General features: G+C 61.9%; 7 protein-coding genes. All 7 read left to right on the top strand.

Going from position 1 to position 17,967, the window contains the following annotated elements; all coding sequences use genetic code 11:
• Positions 1-20 precede the first annotated feature (20 nt).
• The 7 genes from ACWCOO_RS06575 (at position 21) to ACWCOO_RS06545 (ending at position 17,885) form a co-directional block, all read left to right on the top strand.
• Positions 21-536, top strand: coding sequence for a TRAP transporter small permease (locus ACWCOO_RS06575; RefSeq protein ID WP_446830203.1), 516 nt, complete (start codon positions 21-23; stop codon positions 534-536).
• Positions 537-542: 6 nt separating this feature from the next.
• Positions 543-1,796: a TRAP transporter large permease gene (locus ACWCOO_RS06570; protein WP_446830202.1), complete on the top strand. Its 1,254-nt coding sequence runs from the start codon at positions 543-545 to the stop codon at positions 1,794-1,796.
• Entirely contained in the window at positions 1,793-2,893 is a 1,101-nt protein-coding gene (locus ACWCOO_RS06565) for a PQQ-dependent sugar dehydrogenase (RefSeq protein ID WP_446830201.1), read from the top strand. Before ACWCOO_RS06570 ends, ACWCOO_RS06565 begins: the two co-directional genes overlap by 4 nt.
• 84 nt (positions 2,894-2,977) lie before the next feature.
• Positions 2,978-4,831 (top strand): signal peptide peptidase SppA, encoded by a 1,854-nt coding sequence (gene sppA / locus ACWCOO_RS06560; protein WP_446830200.1) that lies wholly within the window; start codon positions 2,978-2,980, stop codon positions 4,829-4,831.
• Positions 4,831-5,685, top strand: coding sequence for an alpha/beta fold hydrolase (locus ACWCOO_RS06555; RefSeq protein ID WP_446830199.1), 855 nt, complete (start codon positions 4,831-4,833; stop codon positions 5,683-5,685). The genes sppA and ACWCOO_RS06555 overlap by 1 nt, the downstream gene beginning before the upstream one ends.
• 77 nt (positions 5,686-5,762) lie before the next feature.
• Positions 5,763-11,759, top strand: a complete 5,997-nt coding sequence (locus ACWCOO_RS06550) for an alpha-2-macroglobulin family protein (RefSeq protein ID WP_446830198.1) — start codon at positions 5,763-5,765, stop codon at positions 11,757-11,759.
• Positions 11,760-11,999: 240 nt separating this feature from the next.
• Complete coding sequence (locus ACWCOO_RS06545; protein ID WP_446830197.1) at positions 12,000-17,885, top strand: alpha-2-macroglobulin family protein; 5,886 nt, start codon at positions 12,000-12,002, stop codon at positions 17,883-17,885.
• Positions 17,886-17,967: the final 82 nt, after the last annotated feature.

Genomic DNA, 17,967 nt, shown 5'->3' with positions numbered 1-17,967 from the left:
GGGAACGTCGCCCTTTTTCGATGTTGGGCCGGGCGGCAAAGTTCGCGTCACAGGCGCTTACGGGCCTGCTGACTCTGTGCCTCGCCGCCATGCTGGCCTTGGCGGCTGCGCAGATTCTCTGGCGCAACGCCTTTCGCTCATCCATCCCGCATACCGAGCAATTGCTTGAGTGGCTGGTGCTCTGGGTCGCCATGCTGGGCGCAACGGTTGCCAGCATCCGTAGCCGACACATCACCATTGATGCCTTGTCGCAGTTTCTCGGGGAGACCGCCCGTCGATGGAGCGCTGCAGTCGCCCAGTTCTTCGCGATGGCGGTATGCGCCGTATTGCTGCTGATTACCGGCTCATTCTGGCTTGAGAGCATGGACTATGGCGAAACCACGCTGGGCGGCGCCCCGCGCTGGGCCTTCGAATCTATTGTCCCCGCTGCTTTCGTGATTATGGCTGCCGCGCACGGCGCCCACCTGGTTTCGCTGATTCGGCGCGGCCATGTGGCCGGCAGCGAAGATTCGCTCTTGCCGCCGCAGAGCGGCTAGCAGTTCATGCACTGGATAATCCTGGTCCTGCTGGCGGTTCTCGGCGCCCCGCTGTTCAGCGTCATCGCCAGCGGCGCTGTGCTTGGATATCTCCAGGCCGATGTGCCGCTGGGCTCCATCGCCATCGAGATACTGGGCGTGGCCACGCTGCCGACGCTGATCGCGATTCCCTTGTTCTGTTTCGCCGGTTATGTGATGGCCGAGAGTCCGGCGCCGAGACTGCTGGTGCGTCTCAGCCAGGCGCTGGTGGGCTGGATGCCCGGGGGTCTCGCCATCTTCGCGCTGGCCGTATGCGCCTTGTTCACCGCGTTTACCGGCGCATCCGGGATCACCATAATCGCTATGGGGGCATTGCTCTATCCGGCCCTCAAGCAGGCCCGTTATTCGGACAAGTTTTCGCTGGGCCTGGTTACCACCGGCGGCAGCCTCGGTCTGTTGTTCGCTCCCTCCTTGCCGCTGATTCTCTACGGCGTGGTCTCGGAGACTCGGATCGATTCCCTGTTCAGGGCCGGCGTCGTTCCCGGTCTGTTGATGATCGCGCTGCTGTCGGCTTACTGTCTGTGGGTCAACCGCGGCGAACGCCAGCCGCTGGCTGCCTTCAGTTGGCGCGAAGTAGGCGCTGCGGTCAAGGCCGCGGGCTGGGAGTTGCCGCTGCCGTTTATCGTATTGGGAGGCATCTACTCCGGCTATTTCGCGATCTCGGAAGCCGCCGCTGTCACTGCCTTGTACGTTCTGATCGCCGAGGTGTTCATTCGCCGCGCGATCCCGCTCTCGCAGCTCCCGGCGATAATTCGCGACTCCATGACGCTGGTGGGTGGGATCATGCTCATCCTGGCGGTATCCTTGGCTTCCACCAACCTGATGATCGACGCGGAAGTGCCGCAGCGGCTGCTGTCCACGATCGGCGAGTTCGTTGGCGGGCAGCTCTCTTTCCTCCTGGCGCTGTTGATTTTTCTGCTGATTCTGGGGGCGTTCCTCGATATCTTTTCGGCTATCGTGCTGGTGGTGCCGCTGATTCTTCCCATAGCCGCCCAGTTCGGTGTGCATCCTGTGCACTTGGGCATTATCTTTCTGGCCACGATGCAACTGGGCTACCTCACGCCGCCGGTCGGTCTCAATCTGTTTATCGCCAGCTACCGTTTTGAGCAGCCGATCGTGCGCGTATATGCGGCAAGTCTGCCGTTTCTCGTGGTGCTGCTCGCCGCGGTGCTGCTCATTACGTTTTGGCCCACACTTTCTCTTTGGACGGTCGCAACATGAAAACGAAAATCACTTTCTTCCTTTGCCTTTGCACATTCCTGCTTGCGGGCGCAGGGCCGCTGCGGGCGGAGTTGGATCTCGCCGAGATCAATTTGCCGCCCGGCTTCGTTATCGAGGAGTATGTGACTGGCGTGAGGGCCGCCCGCGGGCTCGCGGTGGGGCCTAACGGCACCCTGTTCATCGGCACCCGAAGGCTGGGCAAGGTGTATGCGGTGCTTGATCCGAACGGTCCGAACCCGGAAGTTATCGAGTTCGCGTCGGGATTGATCGACCCGAACGGGGTGGCGGTGCGCGGGACGTCGCTGTTCGTGGCTGAAATTCATCGAATCCTGGAATACGAGAATGTCGAGGAACGCCTGGGGCAGTCCAATCCTCCCAAGGTGTTCCACGATGGCATGCCCACTGCTCGTCATCACGGCTGGCGTGCGATCGCCTTTGCACCCGACGGTTGGCTCTATGTGGCTCAAGGCGCGCCCTGCAACGTCTGCGACAGCTACGCAACCATCGACCGGATTCCACCGCAGGGAGGGTCTCAGGAAGTGTGGGCGCGCGGCGTTCGCAATAGCGTAGGGCTGGCGTTTCACCCGCAGACCGGCGAGTTGTGGTTTACCGAAAACGGGCGTGACCTGATGGGCGACGACATCCCGCCATGCGAGTTGAATCACGCACCGCGGGCGGGCATGCATTTCGGTTTTCCGTTTTGTCACGGAACGGATATCGCCGATCCCGAGCCGCAATGGGCGCGTCTGGGCGATTGCGGCTCGGCGACGCCGCCTGCCCAGGAATTGGGGCCGCATGTGGCGCCCGTGGGCCTGGAATTCTATACCGGTGACGCCTTTCCGCCGGAATACAAGGGACGTTTGTTCATCGCCGAGCACGGTAGCTGGAATCGCAGCAAGAAAATTGGCTATCGGGTGATGATGCTGGAGCTGAATGGCGACGAAGTCGTGAGTTACGAGCCTTTCGCCCAAGGCTGGTTGCGCGGCGAGGAAACGCTGGGGCGGCCCGCCTATGTGCTGCAGGCGCCGGATGGCAGTCTGTTGATCAGCGATGACTTTCGCGGCGTGGTGTACCGGGTCAGTTATGCCGGAAGCTGATCAGCGCGCCGGGCCTCGGCGCTCTGCGCATCAAGGCCCCATGCCGTACACTAAGCGCTGCAAGAATAAGAGGGGTGTGTAGCAATGCTGAGCAAGATATTTCGCTACCTTTGGGCTGGCGTGGACGGATTCCGGAAGGTCGTTCACCTGATTCTGATGATCATGTTTTTCGGGGTTCTGCTTGCCGCGCTGGGTTCGGGCGGTTCCCCGGTGCGGATCCAGCCGGGCTCTGTGCTGCTCCTGGATCCTTCGGGCCTACTCGTGCATGAGCTACAGGGCAGCGAGCTGGATATCGAACTGCGCCGCATGAACGATGAGCCGGCGCCCGAAACGCTGGTCAGAGACGTGGTGCGGGCGTTGCGCCACGCCGCCGAAGACGACCGGATCACGGCAGTGCTGGTGGACACGGAGAAGCTTGCCGGCGGCGGCTTGACCAAGCTCCAGGACATTGCCGCGGCGCTGGGCGAGTTCCGGGAATCGGGCAAGCCGGTCATCAGTTACGCGCGCGCTTACGCCCAGTCGGGCTACTATCTCGCTGCGCACTCGGATGAGGTCTATGTGCATGATCTTGGCGGCGTGGACATCCGCGGTCTGGGCACTTGGCGGCTTTACTTCGGAGACGCGCTGCGCAAACTCGACATCGACGCGCACGTATTCCGGATAGGCGAATACAAGTCGTTCGTCGAACCCTATTTCCGTAACAGCATGTCCGATGAAGACCGCGAAAGTGCCGAGCAGTGGCTGGGCGCCCTGTGGAACGAATACCAAAGCGATGTGACCGCAGCGCGCGGGCTGGAATCCGATGCCCTGGATCGCTACGCGCGAAGCCTCACGGAAACCCTGGAGGCAAACGGCGGCGATGTGGCCAAGGCCAATCTCGAGGCCGGGCTGGTGGACGCGATCCACAACGACGAGACGTTTTCCGCACTAATGAAGCAGCGTTTCGGCAGTGCTGAGGATGAGGACTACAAGCGAATCGCTTTCGCCGATTACCTGGCGACAGCCGACCGGGAGAAGCCGTCCTTTCCGAACAACGAGAACAGCGTTGCCGTGGTGTCTGTTGTGGGTGCGATCATGGACGGAAGCGCCGCGCCCGGTTCTGCCGGAGGCGACAGCCTGGCCAAGCTCGTTCGCCAGGCAGCCGAGGATGACGGCGTCAAGGCGCTGGTGCTGCAAGTAGATAGCCCCGGGGGCAGCGCTTTTGCATCGGAAGTCATTTCCGCCGCCGTAGCAAAGGTACGCGAAGCCGGCAAGCCGGTCGTGGTATCCATGAGTTCGGTAGCCGCATCCGGCGGCTACTACGTGTCCGCCGAGGCGGATGAAATATGGGCCTACTCGGCAACCATAACGGGGTCTATCGGTGTCGGAGCAGTTACGTTCACTGCGCCGCGGCTTCTGGAGCGGTTGGGCTTGAGCGAAGACGGGGTCGGGACGACGCCGCTTGCCGAATATACGCTGGTGGACCGGGACTTGCCGGATGGCGCGCGCAGGCAGATCGAGTCGGTGATTGGCCGCATCTACGAGCGCTTCGTGGGCCGCGTGGCGAACGGCCGCGACTTGAGCTTCGAGGAGGTGGACGCGATCGGTCGCGGTCGGGTCTGGATTGGCTCGGACGCTGCATCGCGGAAGCTGGTGGACAAGATCGGTTCGGTCGAGGACGCGATCGCCAGCGCTGCGGCCTTGGCCGGCCTGGAGGAGGGCGAGTACTCCACCAGGCGGCTGCAGCGCAAGCGGCCCTTTTTCAGCGGTCTCGACGAATTTCTGCAGATTCGCTGGGCTCGGCTGATGCATCAACTGGGCTTCCGCTCGGAGCCGGACCACTTCATGAACGCCGTGGAGCAGGCGCGCCAGGTCATCAACCTGGAGTTGGAGCGGCTGGAGAAGTTCAACGATCCGGGCGGCTATTACTACATGTGCGGCGACTGCACAGTCCACTGATGGCGTCGGCGACACGCAGGGCATTTGTCGGGGCGGCCATGGCTGTAGCGGGCATGCAGGCGGCGCAAGCGCATGAGCGGACGGCGGACAGCGCGTTGTTCGTGCTGGTGCATGGTACTGGCCACGGTGGTTGGTGCTGGAAGTTCGTGCGCGACATTATTCAGGCGCAGGGGCATCGGGTATTCACGCCCACGCTTACGGGCTGCGGCGAGCGCTCCCATCTGCTGCACCCCGAAATCGGTCTGGACATGCACATCCGCGACATCGTCAACGTGCTGGAATGGGAAGAGCTTGAGGATGTCGTTCTGGTGGGCCACTCCTATGGGGGGCTGGTGATATCCGGCGTGGCCGACCGGGCCAAACAGCGTCTGCGCCACCTGGTCTATCTGGATGCGATCATTCCGCGCGATGGCGAGAGCCTGCTCACGGCACGCCGTGACATCAGCGCGGAAGAAGTGGCCCAGGACGAGGAGCGCTTGCGGCGCATGGCGCCCGGCGGCAATTACATCGAAGGCTTCTCGGCCGAACGCTTCGGCATACCTGCTGAGTCGGCCGACCTGGTGGCCTGGGTGAACCGGCGCCTGACGCCGCATCCGCTAAAGAGTTGGCTGGACCCGGTCCGATTCGAAAACGGTGGTGAAGCGGGCGTTCCCTGCACGTTCATTCATTGCACGGAACCGGCCATGCCGGGCAGTGGGCTCAACGTTCACGCCCAGTATGCGCAGGAGCACCCGGATTGGCGCTATGTGGCGCTCGCCACCGGCCACGACGCCATGGTCACCGAACCGCAGGCCTGCGCCGATCTTTTCCTGGCCGCGGCCCACTCCTCGGTGTCCGCGCCCGCTTCCGGCTGACGCGAGGCAGGCTATCCCGTATCCGTCACCGATTGCGCCGAGGGGCGCCGGGCGGGTCATTTATACTCTGTCCCGTGTTGCCTTGTAGATTATTTCGGGATACGCGCAACCTGAGCTTGCGGTCTTTCTTCTGCGTTTTCGCGGTCCTGATGTCGGGCGTAGCCTGCGGTGCTCCGGCCCTTGAGATTACGCGCATTTCGATCGGCGAGAGCCAGATTCTGATCGAGTTTGACCGTCCAGTGGCGCCTCTCGGGCGCATGGAGCGCGAGGCCGAGGAGTTGCCGATCACCATTGAGCCGCGAGTCAATTGTCACTGGCGGTGGGTCAGCACCCGAACCCTGGGCTGTAACCTGGATCAGCAGGACTACCTGAAGCCGGCGCATGAATACGCAATAACGGTAGAGCCCGGAATCCAGGCCATGGACGGGACCACAACGAACCGGACCGTTACCCGCCGCAAAGTGATGGAGCTGCCGGATGTGTCATCGGCGAGGATCTTGACCTGGACAAGTCCTGGCGTACCCGTATTACGGATCGGCTTCAACCAGCCGGTTACGCGCCGCTCGGTGGCTGCGAGCATTCACTTCAAGGTTTCCGGTACGCGTGATTCATGGTACGTGGCGGTGGAGCCTGATCTCGACGATCGCACGGAACCAGAGTTTCCGGATCAGGACGCGCGCCGGCAATGGCTGGTAAGTCCGCAAACGGAGTTGCCGCTGGGGCAAACCGCTGTGCTGCATGCCCGCCCCGGCCTGGTGTCGGCCTTGGGACCCTTGCCTGGCGCCGGGCGCAGCAACCTCGCCCGGGTCGATGTCTTTGGAGAGTTTCGTTTTGCGGGCCTAAGCTGTTGGAACATCCGGGGACATCGCGTTCGCTACCTGCCCGACGGTACCACCGTTCGTGTGCGTAGGGAGCGGGAATCGCAAAACGTGGAGCGCGAGATTCTGGAGCCTGTGGCCAAGGCGCAAGCCCTGTGTGATACTTCGCGGCCGGTGGTGCTGTACTTTACGGCTCCGGTCCTTTCGTCGGAAGTTGCCCGCGAAACCCGGCTCGCGCCCGGCTTGGCCGGCAACAGGAAAGACTACATGCCGTGGTCGCAGGTGCGCGACTACTCCGAGCTGGACTTGGACTACGGTGCGGAAACATTCCACGTTGGTTTGCCCGAGCGTTTGCAGGCTTACCAGGAGTACCATCTCACCACGCTTCCCTCGCAGGGTTCCGGCGCAACTCCGGAATCCGGGATTCGAGACAAATTCGACCGGATACTCGAAGATGGGATCGATCTGAAGTTCATGACCGATCACCGGGATCCCGAGTACCAACTCTTGTATCGCAGTGCCGTGCTGGAGGCCGGGGTTGAAAGCGAGTATCCGTTGTACGTCACCAATCTCGATGAGGTGCGTCTGGATTACTGGCGGCTGGGCCCCGACGGTGCGTCTGAGAGCCTGTCGCGCCTCATCAAACCGCCGCCGGCCGAAGATGTGTCGTTTGCCTTGCCGATGGGTGTGCGCCGGATGATCGGAGCCGGCAGCGGCGCCGTGTTGGGCGACATTCGATCCACGCCTCCCTCCAGGCGCCAGTACTGGGAGCAATGGCCGTACTTCGCCCAGGTAACGCCATATCAGGTTCACGTTAAGGCGGGCCACTACAATACGCTGGTCTGGGTGACCCACTTACGCACCGGAAAACCCGTTCGCGGCGCGCAAGTCCGGATTCTCCGAGGCAGTTTTTCCGACCTGTTCCAAGGGACATCCGAGCCCGCGCCGGGAGCCGTGTCTGTGCACACCGACCGGCGGGGCGTGGCAATGTTGCCGGGCACGGTAACCTTGTCCCCCGAACTCGATGAATTTCAGCGGTGTGGTTCCCGCTACCGCTCTTCCGATTGCAGAAGTCTATTTGTTCTCGTTACCGGCGGTGAGGGCATGGCCTTGCTGCCTCTAGAGCGAGACTTCCGTGCCCGGGATGCGTCGAGGTGGCAGGAGCGGACCCTGCAGCGGGGGCGTTACGGCCACGTTCGCGCCTGGGGCACGACAGCCCAGGTCGTCTACCGCGCCGGAGATACGATCCAATACAAGGTCTATGTGCGGGATCAGAATGTCAGAACCTTGGTGGCGCCTGAATTCGCCCGCTACGCCTTACGGGTCGAGGACCCTGGCGGGAAGACAGTTCACCGGGCCGAAAATCTTGTCCTGAATGAATTCGGCGCCATGCACGGCGAGTTTGACGTGCCCAAAACCGCAGTAATGGGTTGGTACCAGTTTGTGCTTGAGGACGATTCCGCTCCGATGAAGTGGTGGCCTATGCGGGCGCTGGTAACTGACTTTACGCCGGAGCCGTTTCGGGTGAGCAGTCAGATGAGCGGAGACCTGTTCGGCCCTGGCGATAGCGTTACCGTAGATACCGCCGCCTCCCTGCACTCAGGCGGCGCATACACGCAAGCCCAGACGCGAGTCACACTCGATCTCCGCCAGATGTGGTTCCGGTCCACTCATCCCGAGGCTTCGACTTTTCGTTTCGACACAGCCCTCGGTTCCGATTTTCAAGTCCGCGTGCATCAGGAACTTAGCGACCTTGATGACGCAGGCAGTCACAGCGCCCAGGTGGTGCTAGAAGAATCGAAGATAGTGTATGGGCAAATACGCGCCGAGAGTGCGGTTCGAGATGATCGCGGAAAGTATGTAACAGCCCGATCGTACGCCGATTACAGGGCGGTTTCGCGGCTCGTGGGTTTGCGCAGGGACGATTGGTTATTCAGGCAGGGCGAGCCGGCGACCGTGAGATACCTTGTAGTAAACGAGCACGGCGAACCTGTCGGCGATACCGGAGTCGAACTGCGCATCCAGCGTCAGGAGCGCAAACTGGCCCGAGTCCGGGGCGCGGGCAATGCCTATCTGCCTCGATTCAGCGACGAGTGGGTGGCGGCGGGCGAATGCTCCGGGACTCCGTTGGGCAAGCCGCTGGTTTGCTCCTTTACGCCTTCAAGAGCGGGGACCTATCGGATCACGGCCGCCGTTGAAGACTCTCGGGGCCGTTTGCAACAGACGAGCATGGATCTGAGGGTCACCGGCGAAGGGCATGTGGTCGGGTGGGAACAACCAGGCCACGGCATGAACCTGGTGTCCGAGGCTGCCGAATACGAGGTCGGAGACACAGCCCGCTACCTGGTAAAGAATCCCTTTCCCGGGGCGTTGGCGCTGGTGTCCGTGGAGCGCTACGGGGTTCTTGACCAGTGGCAGGTCAGGCTGAAGGGCAGCACGCCGGTTATCAAGGTACCCGTCAAGCCGGACTATGTGCCGGGCGCCTACGTTTCGGTCGTGGTCGTCTCTCCCACGGTTGAGGCTACCCCGCAGGAGACCCACCAGGAGCTTGACTCCGTTGATTTGGGCAAGCCTGCTTTTCGCATAGGGTATGCCGTGCTGCCGGTGGTTGATCCCTACAAGCGGATCGACGTCAGCGTGGAAACCGACCGCGCCATCTACAAGCCACGCGAAAGAGTTTCGGTGAAGCTGCGGGGCAAGCCGCGCCGCGGGCGGCGCGGACCGTTGGAGTTTTCGGTAGTGGTGCTGGACGAGGCGGTCTTCGAGCTTGTTCAGCAAGGCGCTGATTATTTCGACCCGTACAAGGGTTTTTATCGCTTGGAGCCGCTGGACGTGGCTAACTACAGCATACTCATGCGCCTCGTCGGGCATCAGAAATTCGCCCAGAAAGGAGACGAGCCCAGGTTTGGTACTGAGTTGTCTGAGGTGCTCGTCGCTTCTGCCGCGGGTGGTCTGGGGACCTTTAGTGCTTCGGCCTTCTCAAGCCCCCCTCTCCTGGACGCTGTCGCAGCCGGCGACGGCGAGGTCGGCCCGGTGGACATCCGCACGCTGTTCAAATACGTCGCCCACTGGCAGCCGTCTCTTGTAGCCGACCGGCGAGGTGAAGCTCGCTTCGACTTCGAACTTCCGGAAAATCTTACCGGTTGGCGGGTGTTGGCGATGGCGGTTACGCCGGGCGACAAGTTCGGCTTGGGTGACACGAGCTTCAAGTCCAATCAGCCTACCGAGATTCGGCCGGTCATGCCGAACCAGGTAACCGAAGGAGATGAATTCGCTGCCGGTTTTTCGGTCATGAATCGTACTGGTGAAACCCGCGTGCTTGACGTGCTGCTTGAGGCCGAAGGCGACATTGATCCTGATTCCGCGGCGCGGCTTGAGCAGAAGCTTGAGCTTGGCCCCTACGGTCGCGAGACGGTATTCGTGCCATTACGCGCCGGGCGGGTCAAGATTGCCCGCGACCAGCCACAGGGCGAGGTGCGATTCACGGCAACGGCCCGCGACGGGGTCGATGGCGACGCCGTGGCGCATCAACTCCCGGTGCGCAGCAATCGCAGTTTCGAAGCCGCCGCGCAATACGGTTCGCTTACCGACGAATCAGCTATCGAGGCGGTAGCGTTTCCCCGGGACATTTACACCGACACCGGCGAAGTTTCGGTAGTGCTGGCGCCCACGGTGATCGGTAACCTGGAGGGCGCTTTCCGCTACATGCGCGATTATCCCTACTTGTGTTGGGAGCAGAGGCTGAGCCAGGCTCTTTTGGCGGCGCAATATACGGTTCTGAAGGAGCGTATGGGCGACTCGGTCGAGTGGCCGGGAAGCGCCGACTTGCCGGGCCTGACCCTCAAGCAGGCGGCCGGTTTTCAGGCCCCCAACGGCGGTATGACCTACTGGTCTGCGCAGGACAACCGTGTGAGTCCCTACCTGTCGGCATATACCGCTCTCGGGTTTGCCTGGCTGCGCGAGGCCGGATACGCCATTCCCGAGGCTATGGAGAGCAAGCTTCTCGATTACTTGAGGCGCATGCTGCGCCGGGACACAGTGCCGAGCTACTACTCGCGCGGAATGTCTTCTACGGTGCGGGCCGTGGCTCTGGCGGCCCTGGCGCGGCGCGGGCAGTTGAGTTCGGGGGAGCTGTCGCGTTATGCCCAGCAGGTGCAATACATGAGCCTGTTCGGCAAGGCGCATTTTCTGGATGCGGCCTTGCGCACGCCGGGTGGCGAGAGCGCGGCGTCCGAGACATTGAGGGGGATCATGGACGAATCCGTTGCAAGCGCGGGCAAACGCCTGTTCAACGAGCAGTTGGACCAGGCATATTCACGCATTCTGGATACTCCTCTGCGGTCCAATTGCGCACTTCTTTCCGCCTTTTCGCGTCTTGAAGGGGAGGCTCGGCACGGGGTGGATGAAACAATGGCCTCCGGCATGGCGCGCGCGCTTACCCAGTCGCGAGGCGCCCGTATGCACTGGGAGAACACCCAGGAAAACGTTTTCTGCATGAATGCTCTGGTCGATTATGCACGGCGCTGGGAAGCCGTTCCGCCGGAAATGCGAGTCTCTGCCGAGCTGGCCGGGAAGGCCATTGGAGAGACCGGATTCAAGGATTTTCGCGACGCTGCCGTGACCCTATCGCGCCCGATCACTCCCGAGCTTGCGGGCAAGAAAACGCAGATAGAGATATCTCGGCAGGGTAAGGGGCGGCTTTACTACACTACACGCCTTGAGTACTCGCCGCTTGAGGCGGCTTCGGGCCGAGTCAATGCGGGTATCGACCTGCGCCGCGAATACTCGGTGCAGAGGGACGGCGAGTGGCACTTGCTGCACAGCGGAGATGTGGTTCGCCGCGGCGAACTCGTGCGTGTGGATCTGTTCCTCAATTTGCCGGCGGCGCGCAATTTCGTGGTCGTGGACGATCCGGTTCCGGGCGGTCTGGAGCCGGTCAACCGTGACCTGGCCACGGCTTCCGAGATCGACGCGGAGCAGGATGATTTCCAGGCTGCCGGCAGTTCGTACTGGTTCGATTTCGACGACTGGATACGTTACGGGGGGCAGTTTTGGAGTTTCTATCACCGGGAGCTGCGCCATGACGCGGTACGCTTTTATTCGGACTACCTGCCCCCGGGGCGTTATCACCTGTCATACACCGCTCAGGTCATTGCCAGCGGCGATTACCAGGTGCGCCCGACCCACGCCGAGGAAATGTACGACATCGACATTTACGGCAAGACCGCCCCGATGCGCTTGAAAGTAAGTGAATAAGCCTTGCATCGCGGGCAGGTGGGGCCGGCGACAGGAACTACATCGAAGGTGCTATGTTGCTTTTGCCACCGGCCACGACGCCATGGTCACCGAACCGCAGGCCTGCGCCGATCTTTTCCTGGCCGCGGCCCACTCCTCGGCGGCCGCGCCCGCTTCCGGCTGACGCGAGGCAGGCTATCCCGTATCCGTCACCGATTGCGCCGAGGGGCGCCGGGCGGGTCATTTATACTTTGCCTCTTGTTGCCTTGTAGAGCATTTCGGCACACGCGCAACCTGAGCTTGCGCTCTTTCTTCTGCGTTTTCGCGGTCCTGATGTCGGGCGTAGCGTATGGCGCTCCGGCCCTTGAGATTACACGCATTTCGATCGGCGAGAGCCAGATTCTGATCGAGTTTGACCGTCCAGTGGCGCCTCTGGGGCGCATGGAGCGCAAGGCCGAGGAGTTGCCGATCACCATTGAGCCGCGAGTCAATTGTCGCTGGCGGTGGGTCAGCACCCGGACCCTGGGCTGTAACCTGGATCAGCAGGACTACCTAAAGCCGGCGCATGAATACGCAATAACGGTAGAGCCCGGAATCCAGGCCATGGACGGAACCACGACAAACCGGACCGTTACCCGCCGCAAAGTGATGCAGTTACCGGATGTGTCATGGGCGGGCATTCGGACCTGGACAAGTCCTGGTGTGCCGGTGTTACGGGTCGGCTTCAACCAGCCGGTTACGCGCCGCTCGGTGGCTGCGAGCATTCACTTCGAGGTTCCCGGCAGGTCTGATTCATGGTCCGTGGCGGTGGAGCCTGATCCCTACGATCGCACGGAACCGCAGCATCCGGATCAGGATGCACGACGGCAATGGCTGATAAGGCCGCATACGGAGTTGCCACTGGGGCAAACCGCTGTGCTGCATGCCCGCCCCGGTCTGGTATCCGCGCTCGGACCCTTGCCGGGCGCAGGACGCAGCAACCTTGCCCGGGTCAATGTCTTTGGAGAGTTTCGTTTTGCGGGCGTAAGCTGCTGGAACATCCGGGAGGAGCCCGTTCGCTACCTGCCCGACGGCGCCACCGTACGCGTGCATTGGGAGCGGGAATCGGAATACGTAGAGCGCGAGATTCTGGAGCCTGTGGCCAAGGCGCAAGCCATGTGCGATCCTTTGCGGCCGGTGGCGCTGTCCTTCACGGCTCCGGTTTTTTCGTCGGAAGTTGCGCGCGCAACCCGGCTCGTGCCAGGCTTGGCCGGCAACCGAAAAGACCACAAACCGTGGTCACAGGTGCGCGACTACTCCAGGCTGGGCTGGGGCTACGGTGCGGATACATACCAAGTTAATTTGCCCGAGCGTTTACAGGCTTACCAAGAGTACCACCTCACCACGCTTCCCTCGCAGGGTTCCGGCGCAACTCCGGAATCCGGTATTCGAGACGAATTCGGACGCATACTCGAAGAGGGGATCGATCTGAAGTTCATGACCGATCACCGGGCCTCCGAGTACCAACTCTTGTATCGCAGTGCCGTGCTGGAGGCCGGGGTTGAAAGCGAGTATCCGTTGTACGTCACCAATCTCGATGAGGTGCGTCTGGATTACTGGCGGCTGGGCCCCGAAGGTGCGTCTGAGAGCTTGTCGCGCCTCATCAAACCGCCGCCAGCCGAGGATGTGTCGTTTGCCTTGCCGATGGGTGTGCGCCGGATGATCGGAGCCGGCAGCGGCGCCGTGTTGGGCGACATTCGATCCACTCCTCCCTCCAGGCGCAAGTACTGGGAGCGATGGCCGTACTTCGCCCAGGTAACGCCATATCAGGTTCACGTAAAGGCGGGCCACTACAACACGCTGGTCTGGGTGACCCACTTACGCACCGGGAAACCCGTTCGCGGCGCGCAAGTCCGGGTTCTTCGAGGCAGTATTTCCGAGCTGTTCCAAGGGGCATCCGAGCCCGCGCCGGGAGCCGAGCCTGTGCGCACCGGCCGGCGTGGCGTGGCTATGTTGCCGGGCATGGAAACTTTGGCTCCCGAACTTGATGAATTTCGGTGGTGCAGCCGGGGCGATTCGGATTGCAGAAAGCTATTTGTTCTCGTTACCGGCGGTGAGGGCATGGCTTTGTTGCCGCTTGAGCGCGACTTTCTTGCCCGTGCCCGGGATGCGTCGAGGCGGCAGGTGCGGACCCTGAAGCAGGGGCGTTACGGTCACATTCGCGCCTGGGGCACGACAGCCCAGGGTATCTACCGCGCCGGAGACACGATCCAGTTCAAAGTCTATGTGCGGGGCCAGGACGTCAGAACCTTTGTGGAGCCGGATTTCGCCCGCTACTCCCTGCGGGTCGAGGACCCTGGCGGGAAGACGGTTCACCGGGCCGAAAATCTTGTCCTGAATGAATTCGGGGCCATGCACGGCGAGTTTGACGTGCCCAAAACCGCAGTAATGGGTTGGTACCAATTTGTGCTCGAGGACAATTCCGCTTCGATGAATTGGCGCCCCATGCGGGTGCTGGTAACCGACTTTACGCCGGCGCCGTTTCGGGTGAGCAGTCAGTTGAATGGAGACCTGTTCGGCCCCGGCGACAGCGTTACCGTGGATACCGCCGCCTCCCTGCACTCAGGCGGGGCATACACGCAATCCCAGGCACGCATAACGATCGATATCCGCCAGAGGCCGTTCCGACCCTCGCATCCTGAGGCCTCGACGTTTCGTTTCGACACAGCCCGCCGTCCCGGCTCTCGAGTCAGCGTGCATCAGGAACTCGGCGACCTCGATGACACAGGCAGTCACAGCGCCCTTGTGGAACTGGGGGAATCGAAGATAGTGTATGGACAATTGCGCGCCGAGAGCGCGGTTCGAGACGACCGTGGAAAGTATGTAACGGCCCGGTCGTATGCCGATTACTCGGCGGTGTCTCGGCTGGTAGGTTTGCGCAAGGACGATTGGTTGTTCAGGCAGGGCGAGCCGGCGAGCGTGAGCTACCTCGTAGTGAATGAGCACGGCCAACCCGTAGGCGATACTGGAGTAGAGCTGCGCGTCCAGCGTCAGGAGCGCAAACTGGCCCGGGTCAGGGGGGCGGGCAATGCCTATCTGCCTCGATTCACCAATGAGTGGGTGGCGGCGGGCGAATGCTCCGGGACTCCATTGGGCAAGCCGCTGGTTTGCACCTTTACGCCTTCAAGAGTGGGGACCTATCGGATCACGGCCGCCGTTGAAGATTCTCGGGGCCGTGTGCAACAGACGAGCATGGACTTGTGGGTCATCGGCGAAGGGCGCGTGGTCTGGTGGGAACAACCAGGCCACGGCATGGATCTGGTGTCCGAGGCTGCCGAATACGAGGTCGGAGATACTGCCCGCTACCTGGTCAAGAATCCCTTTCCCGGGGCGTTGGCGCTGGTGTCCGTGGAGCGCTACGGGGTTCTTGACCAATGGCAGGTCAGGTTGAAGGGCAGCACCCCGGTTATCGAGTTTCCCGTCAAGCCGGACTATGTGCCGGGCGCCTACCTTTCGGTCGTGGTCGTCTCTCCCAGGGTCGAGGCTCCGCCGCCGGAGACCCACCAGGAGCTGGACTATGTCGATTTGGGCAAGCCCGCTTTTCGCTTAGGTTATGCCGAGCTGCCGGTGGTCGATTCCTACAAGAGAATCGAAGTCAGCGTGGAAACCGACCGTGCGATCTACAAGCCACGCGAAAGAGTATCGGTGAAGTTGCGGGGCAAGCCGCACCACGGGCGGCGCGGACCGTTGGAGTTTTCGGTTGTGGTGCTGGACGAGGCAGTCTTCGATCTTGTTCAGCAAGGCGCTGACTATTTCGACCCGTACAAGGGTTTCTATCGCTTGGACCCGCTGGATGTGGCTAACTACAGCCTGCTTATGCGCCTTGTCGGGCGTCAGAAATTCGCCAAGAAAGGAGCCAATCCCGGCGGCGACGGCGGGTTCGGGCCGGACCTTCGTACGCTGTTTAAGTACGTCGCCCACTGGCAGCCGTCTCTTGTAGCCGACCGGCGAGGAGAGGCTCGCTTCGACTTCGAGCTTCCGGAAAATCTTACCGGCTGGCGGGTGTTGGCGATGGCGGTTACGCCGGGCGATCGGTTCGGGTTGGGTGAAACGAGCTTCAAATCCAATCAACCTACGGAGATACGTCCGGTCATGCCGAACCAGGTAACCGAAGGAGATGAATTCGCTGCCGGTTTTTCGGTCATGAATCGTACTGGTGAAACCCGCGTGCTTGACGTGCTGCTTGAGGCCGAAGGCGACATTGATCCTGATTCCGCGGCGCGGCTTGAGCAGAAGCTCGAGCTTGGGCCCTACCGGCGCGAGACGGTATTCCTGCCGCTACGCGCCGCGCGGGTCAAGATCACCGGCGGCCGGTCGCAGGGCGAGATCCGGTTCAGGGCAACGGCCCGCGACGGGGTTGATGGCGATGCCGTAGCGCATCAACTCTCGGTGCGCAGCAATCGCAGTTTCGAAGCCGCCGCGCAATACGGTTCGCTTACCGACGAATCGGCTATCGAGGCGGTAGCGTTTCCACGGGAAATTCACACCGACACGGGTGAAGTTTCGGTAGTGCTGGCGCCCACGGTGATCGGTAATCTGGAGGGCGCTTTCCGCTACATGCGCGATTATCCCTATTTGTGTTGGGAGCAGAGGCTGAGCAAGGCCCTTTTGGCGGCGCAATATATGGTTCTGAAGGAGCGTATGGGCGACTCGGTCGAGTGGCCGGGAAGCGCCGACTTGCCGGGCCTGACCCTCAAGCAGGCGGCCGGTTTTCAGGCCCCCAACGGCGGCATGACCTACTGGTCTGCCCAGGACATCCGTGTGAGTCCCTATCTGTCGGCATATACCGCTCTCGGGTTTGCCTGGCTGCGCGAGGCCGGATACGCCATTCCCGAGGCTATGGAGAGCAAGCTTCTCGATTACTTGAGGCGCATGCTGCGCCGGGACACAGTGCCGAGCTACTACACGCGCGGAATGTCTTCTACGGTGCGGGCCGTGGCTCTGGCGGCCCTGGCGCGGCGCGGGCAGTTGAGTTCGGGGGAGCTGTCGCGTTATGCCCAGCAGGTGCAATACATGAGCTTGTTCGGCAAGGCGCATTTTCTGGATGCGGCCTTGCGCACGCCGGGTGGCGAGAGCGCGGCGTCCGAGACATTGAGGGGGATCATGGACGAATCCGTTGCAAGCGCGGGCAAACGCCTGTTCAACGAGCAGTTGGACCAGGCATACTCACGCATTCTGGATACTCCTCTGCGGGCCAATTGCGCGCTCCTTTCCGCTTTCTCGCGTCTTGAAGGGGCGGCCCGGCATGGAGTGGATGAAACAATGGCCTCCGGCATGGCGCGCGCGCTTACCCAGTCGCGAGGCGCCCGTATGCACTGGGAGAACACCCAGGAAAACGTTTTCTGCATGAATGCTCTGGTCGATTATGCACGGCGCTGGGAAGCCGTTCCGCCGGAAATGCGAGTCTCTGCCGAGCTGGCCGGGATGGCCATTGGAGAGACCGGATTCAAGGATTTTCGCGCCGCTGCCGTGACCCTATCGCGCCCGATCACTCCCGAGCTTGCGGGCAAGAAAACGCAGATAGAGATATCTCGGCAGGGTAAGGGGCGGCTTTACTACACTACACGCCTTGAGTACTCGCCGCTCGGGGCGGCTTCGGGCCGAGTCAATGCGGGTATCGACCTGCGCCGCGAATACTCGGTGCAGAGGGACGGCGAGTGGCACTTGCTGCACAGCGGAGATGTGGTTCGCCGCGGCGAACTCGTGCGTGTGGATCTGTTCCTCAATTTGCCGGCGGCGCGCAATTTCGTGGTCGTGGACGATCCGGTTCCGGGCGGTCTGGAGCCGGTCAACCGTGACCTGGCCACGGCTTCCGAGATCGACGCGGAGCAGGATGATTTCCAGGCTGCCGGCAGTTCGTACTGGTTCGATTTCGACGACTGGATACGTTACGGGGGGCAGTTTTGGAGTTTCTATCACCGGGAGCTGCGCCATGACGCGGTACGCTTTTATTCGGACTACCTGCCCCCGGGGCGTTATCACCTGTCATACACCGCTCAGGTCATTGCCAGCGGCGATTACCAGGTGCGCCCGACCCACGCCGAGGAAATGTACGACATCGACATTTACGGCAAGACCGCCCCGATGCGCTTGAAAGTAAGTGAATAAGCCTTGCATCGCGGGCACGGACTGGCGAGGTTCCCGGCAAGCAGTGTGTGAAGGTAACGAGCGACGCAATTCGGTGCGGTGC

Source organism: Candidatus Foliamicus sp. (assembly GCF_965221325.1).
Taxonomy (GTDB): domain Bacteria; phylum Pseudomonadota; class Gammaproteobacteria; order Steroidobacterales; family Foliamicaceae; genus Foliamicus.
This window is presented reverse-complemented; position numbering and strand designations above follow the sequence as displayed.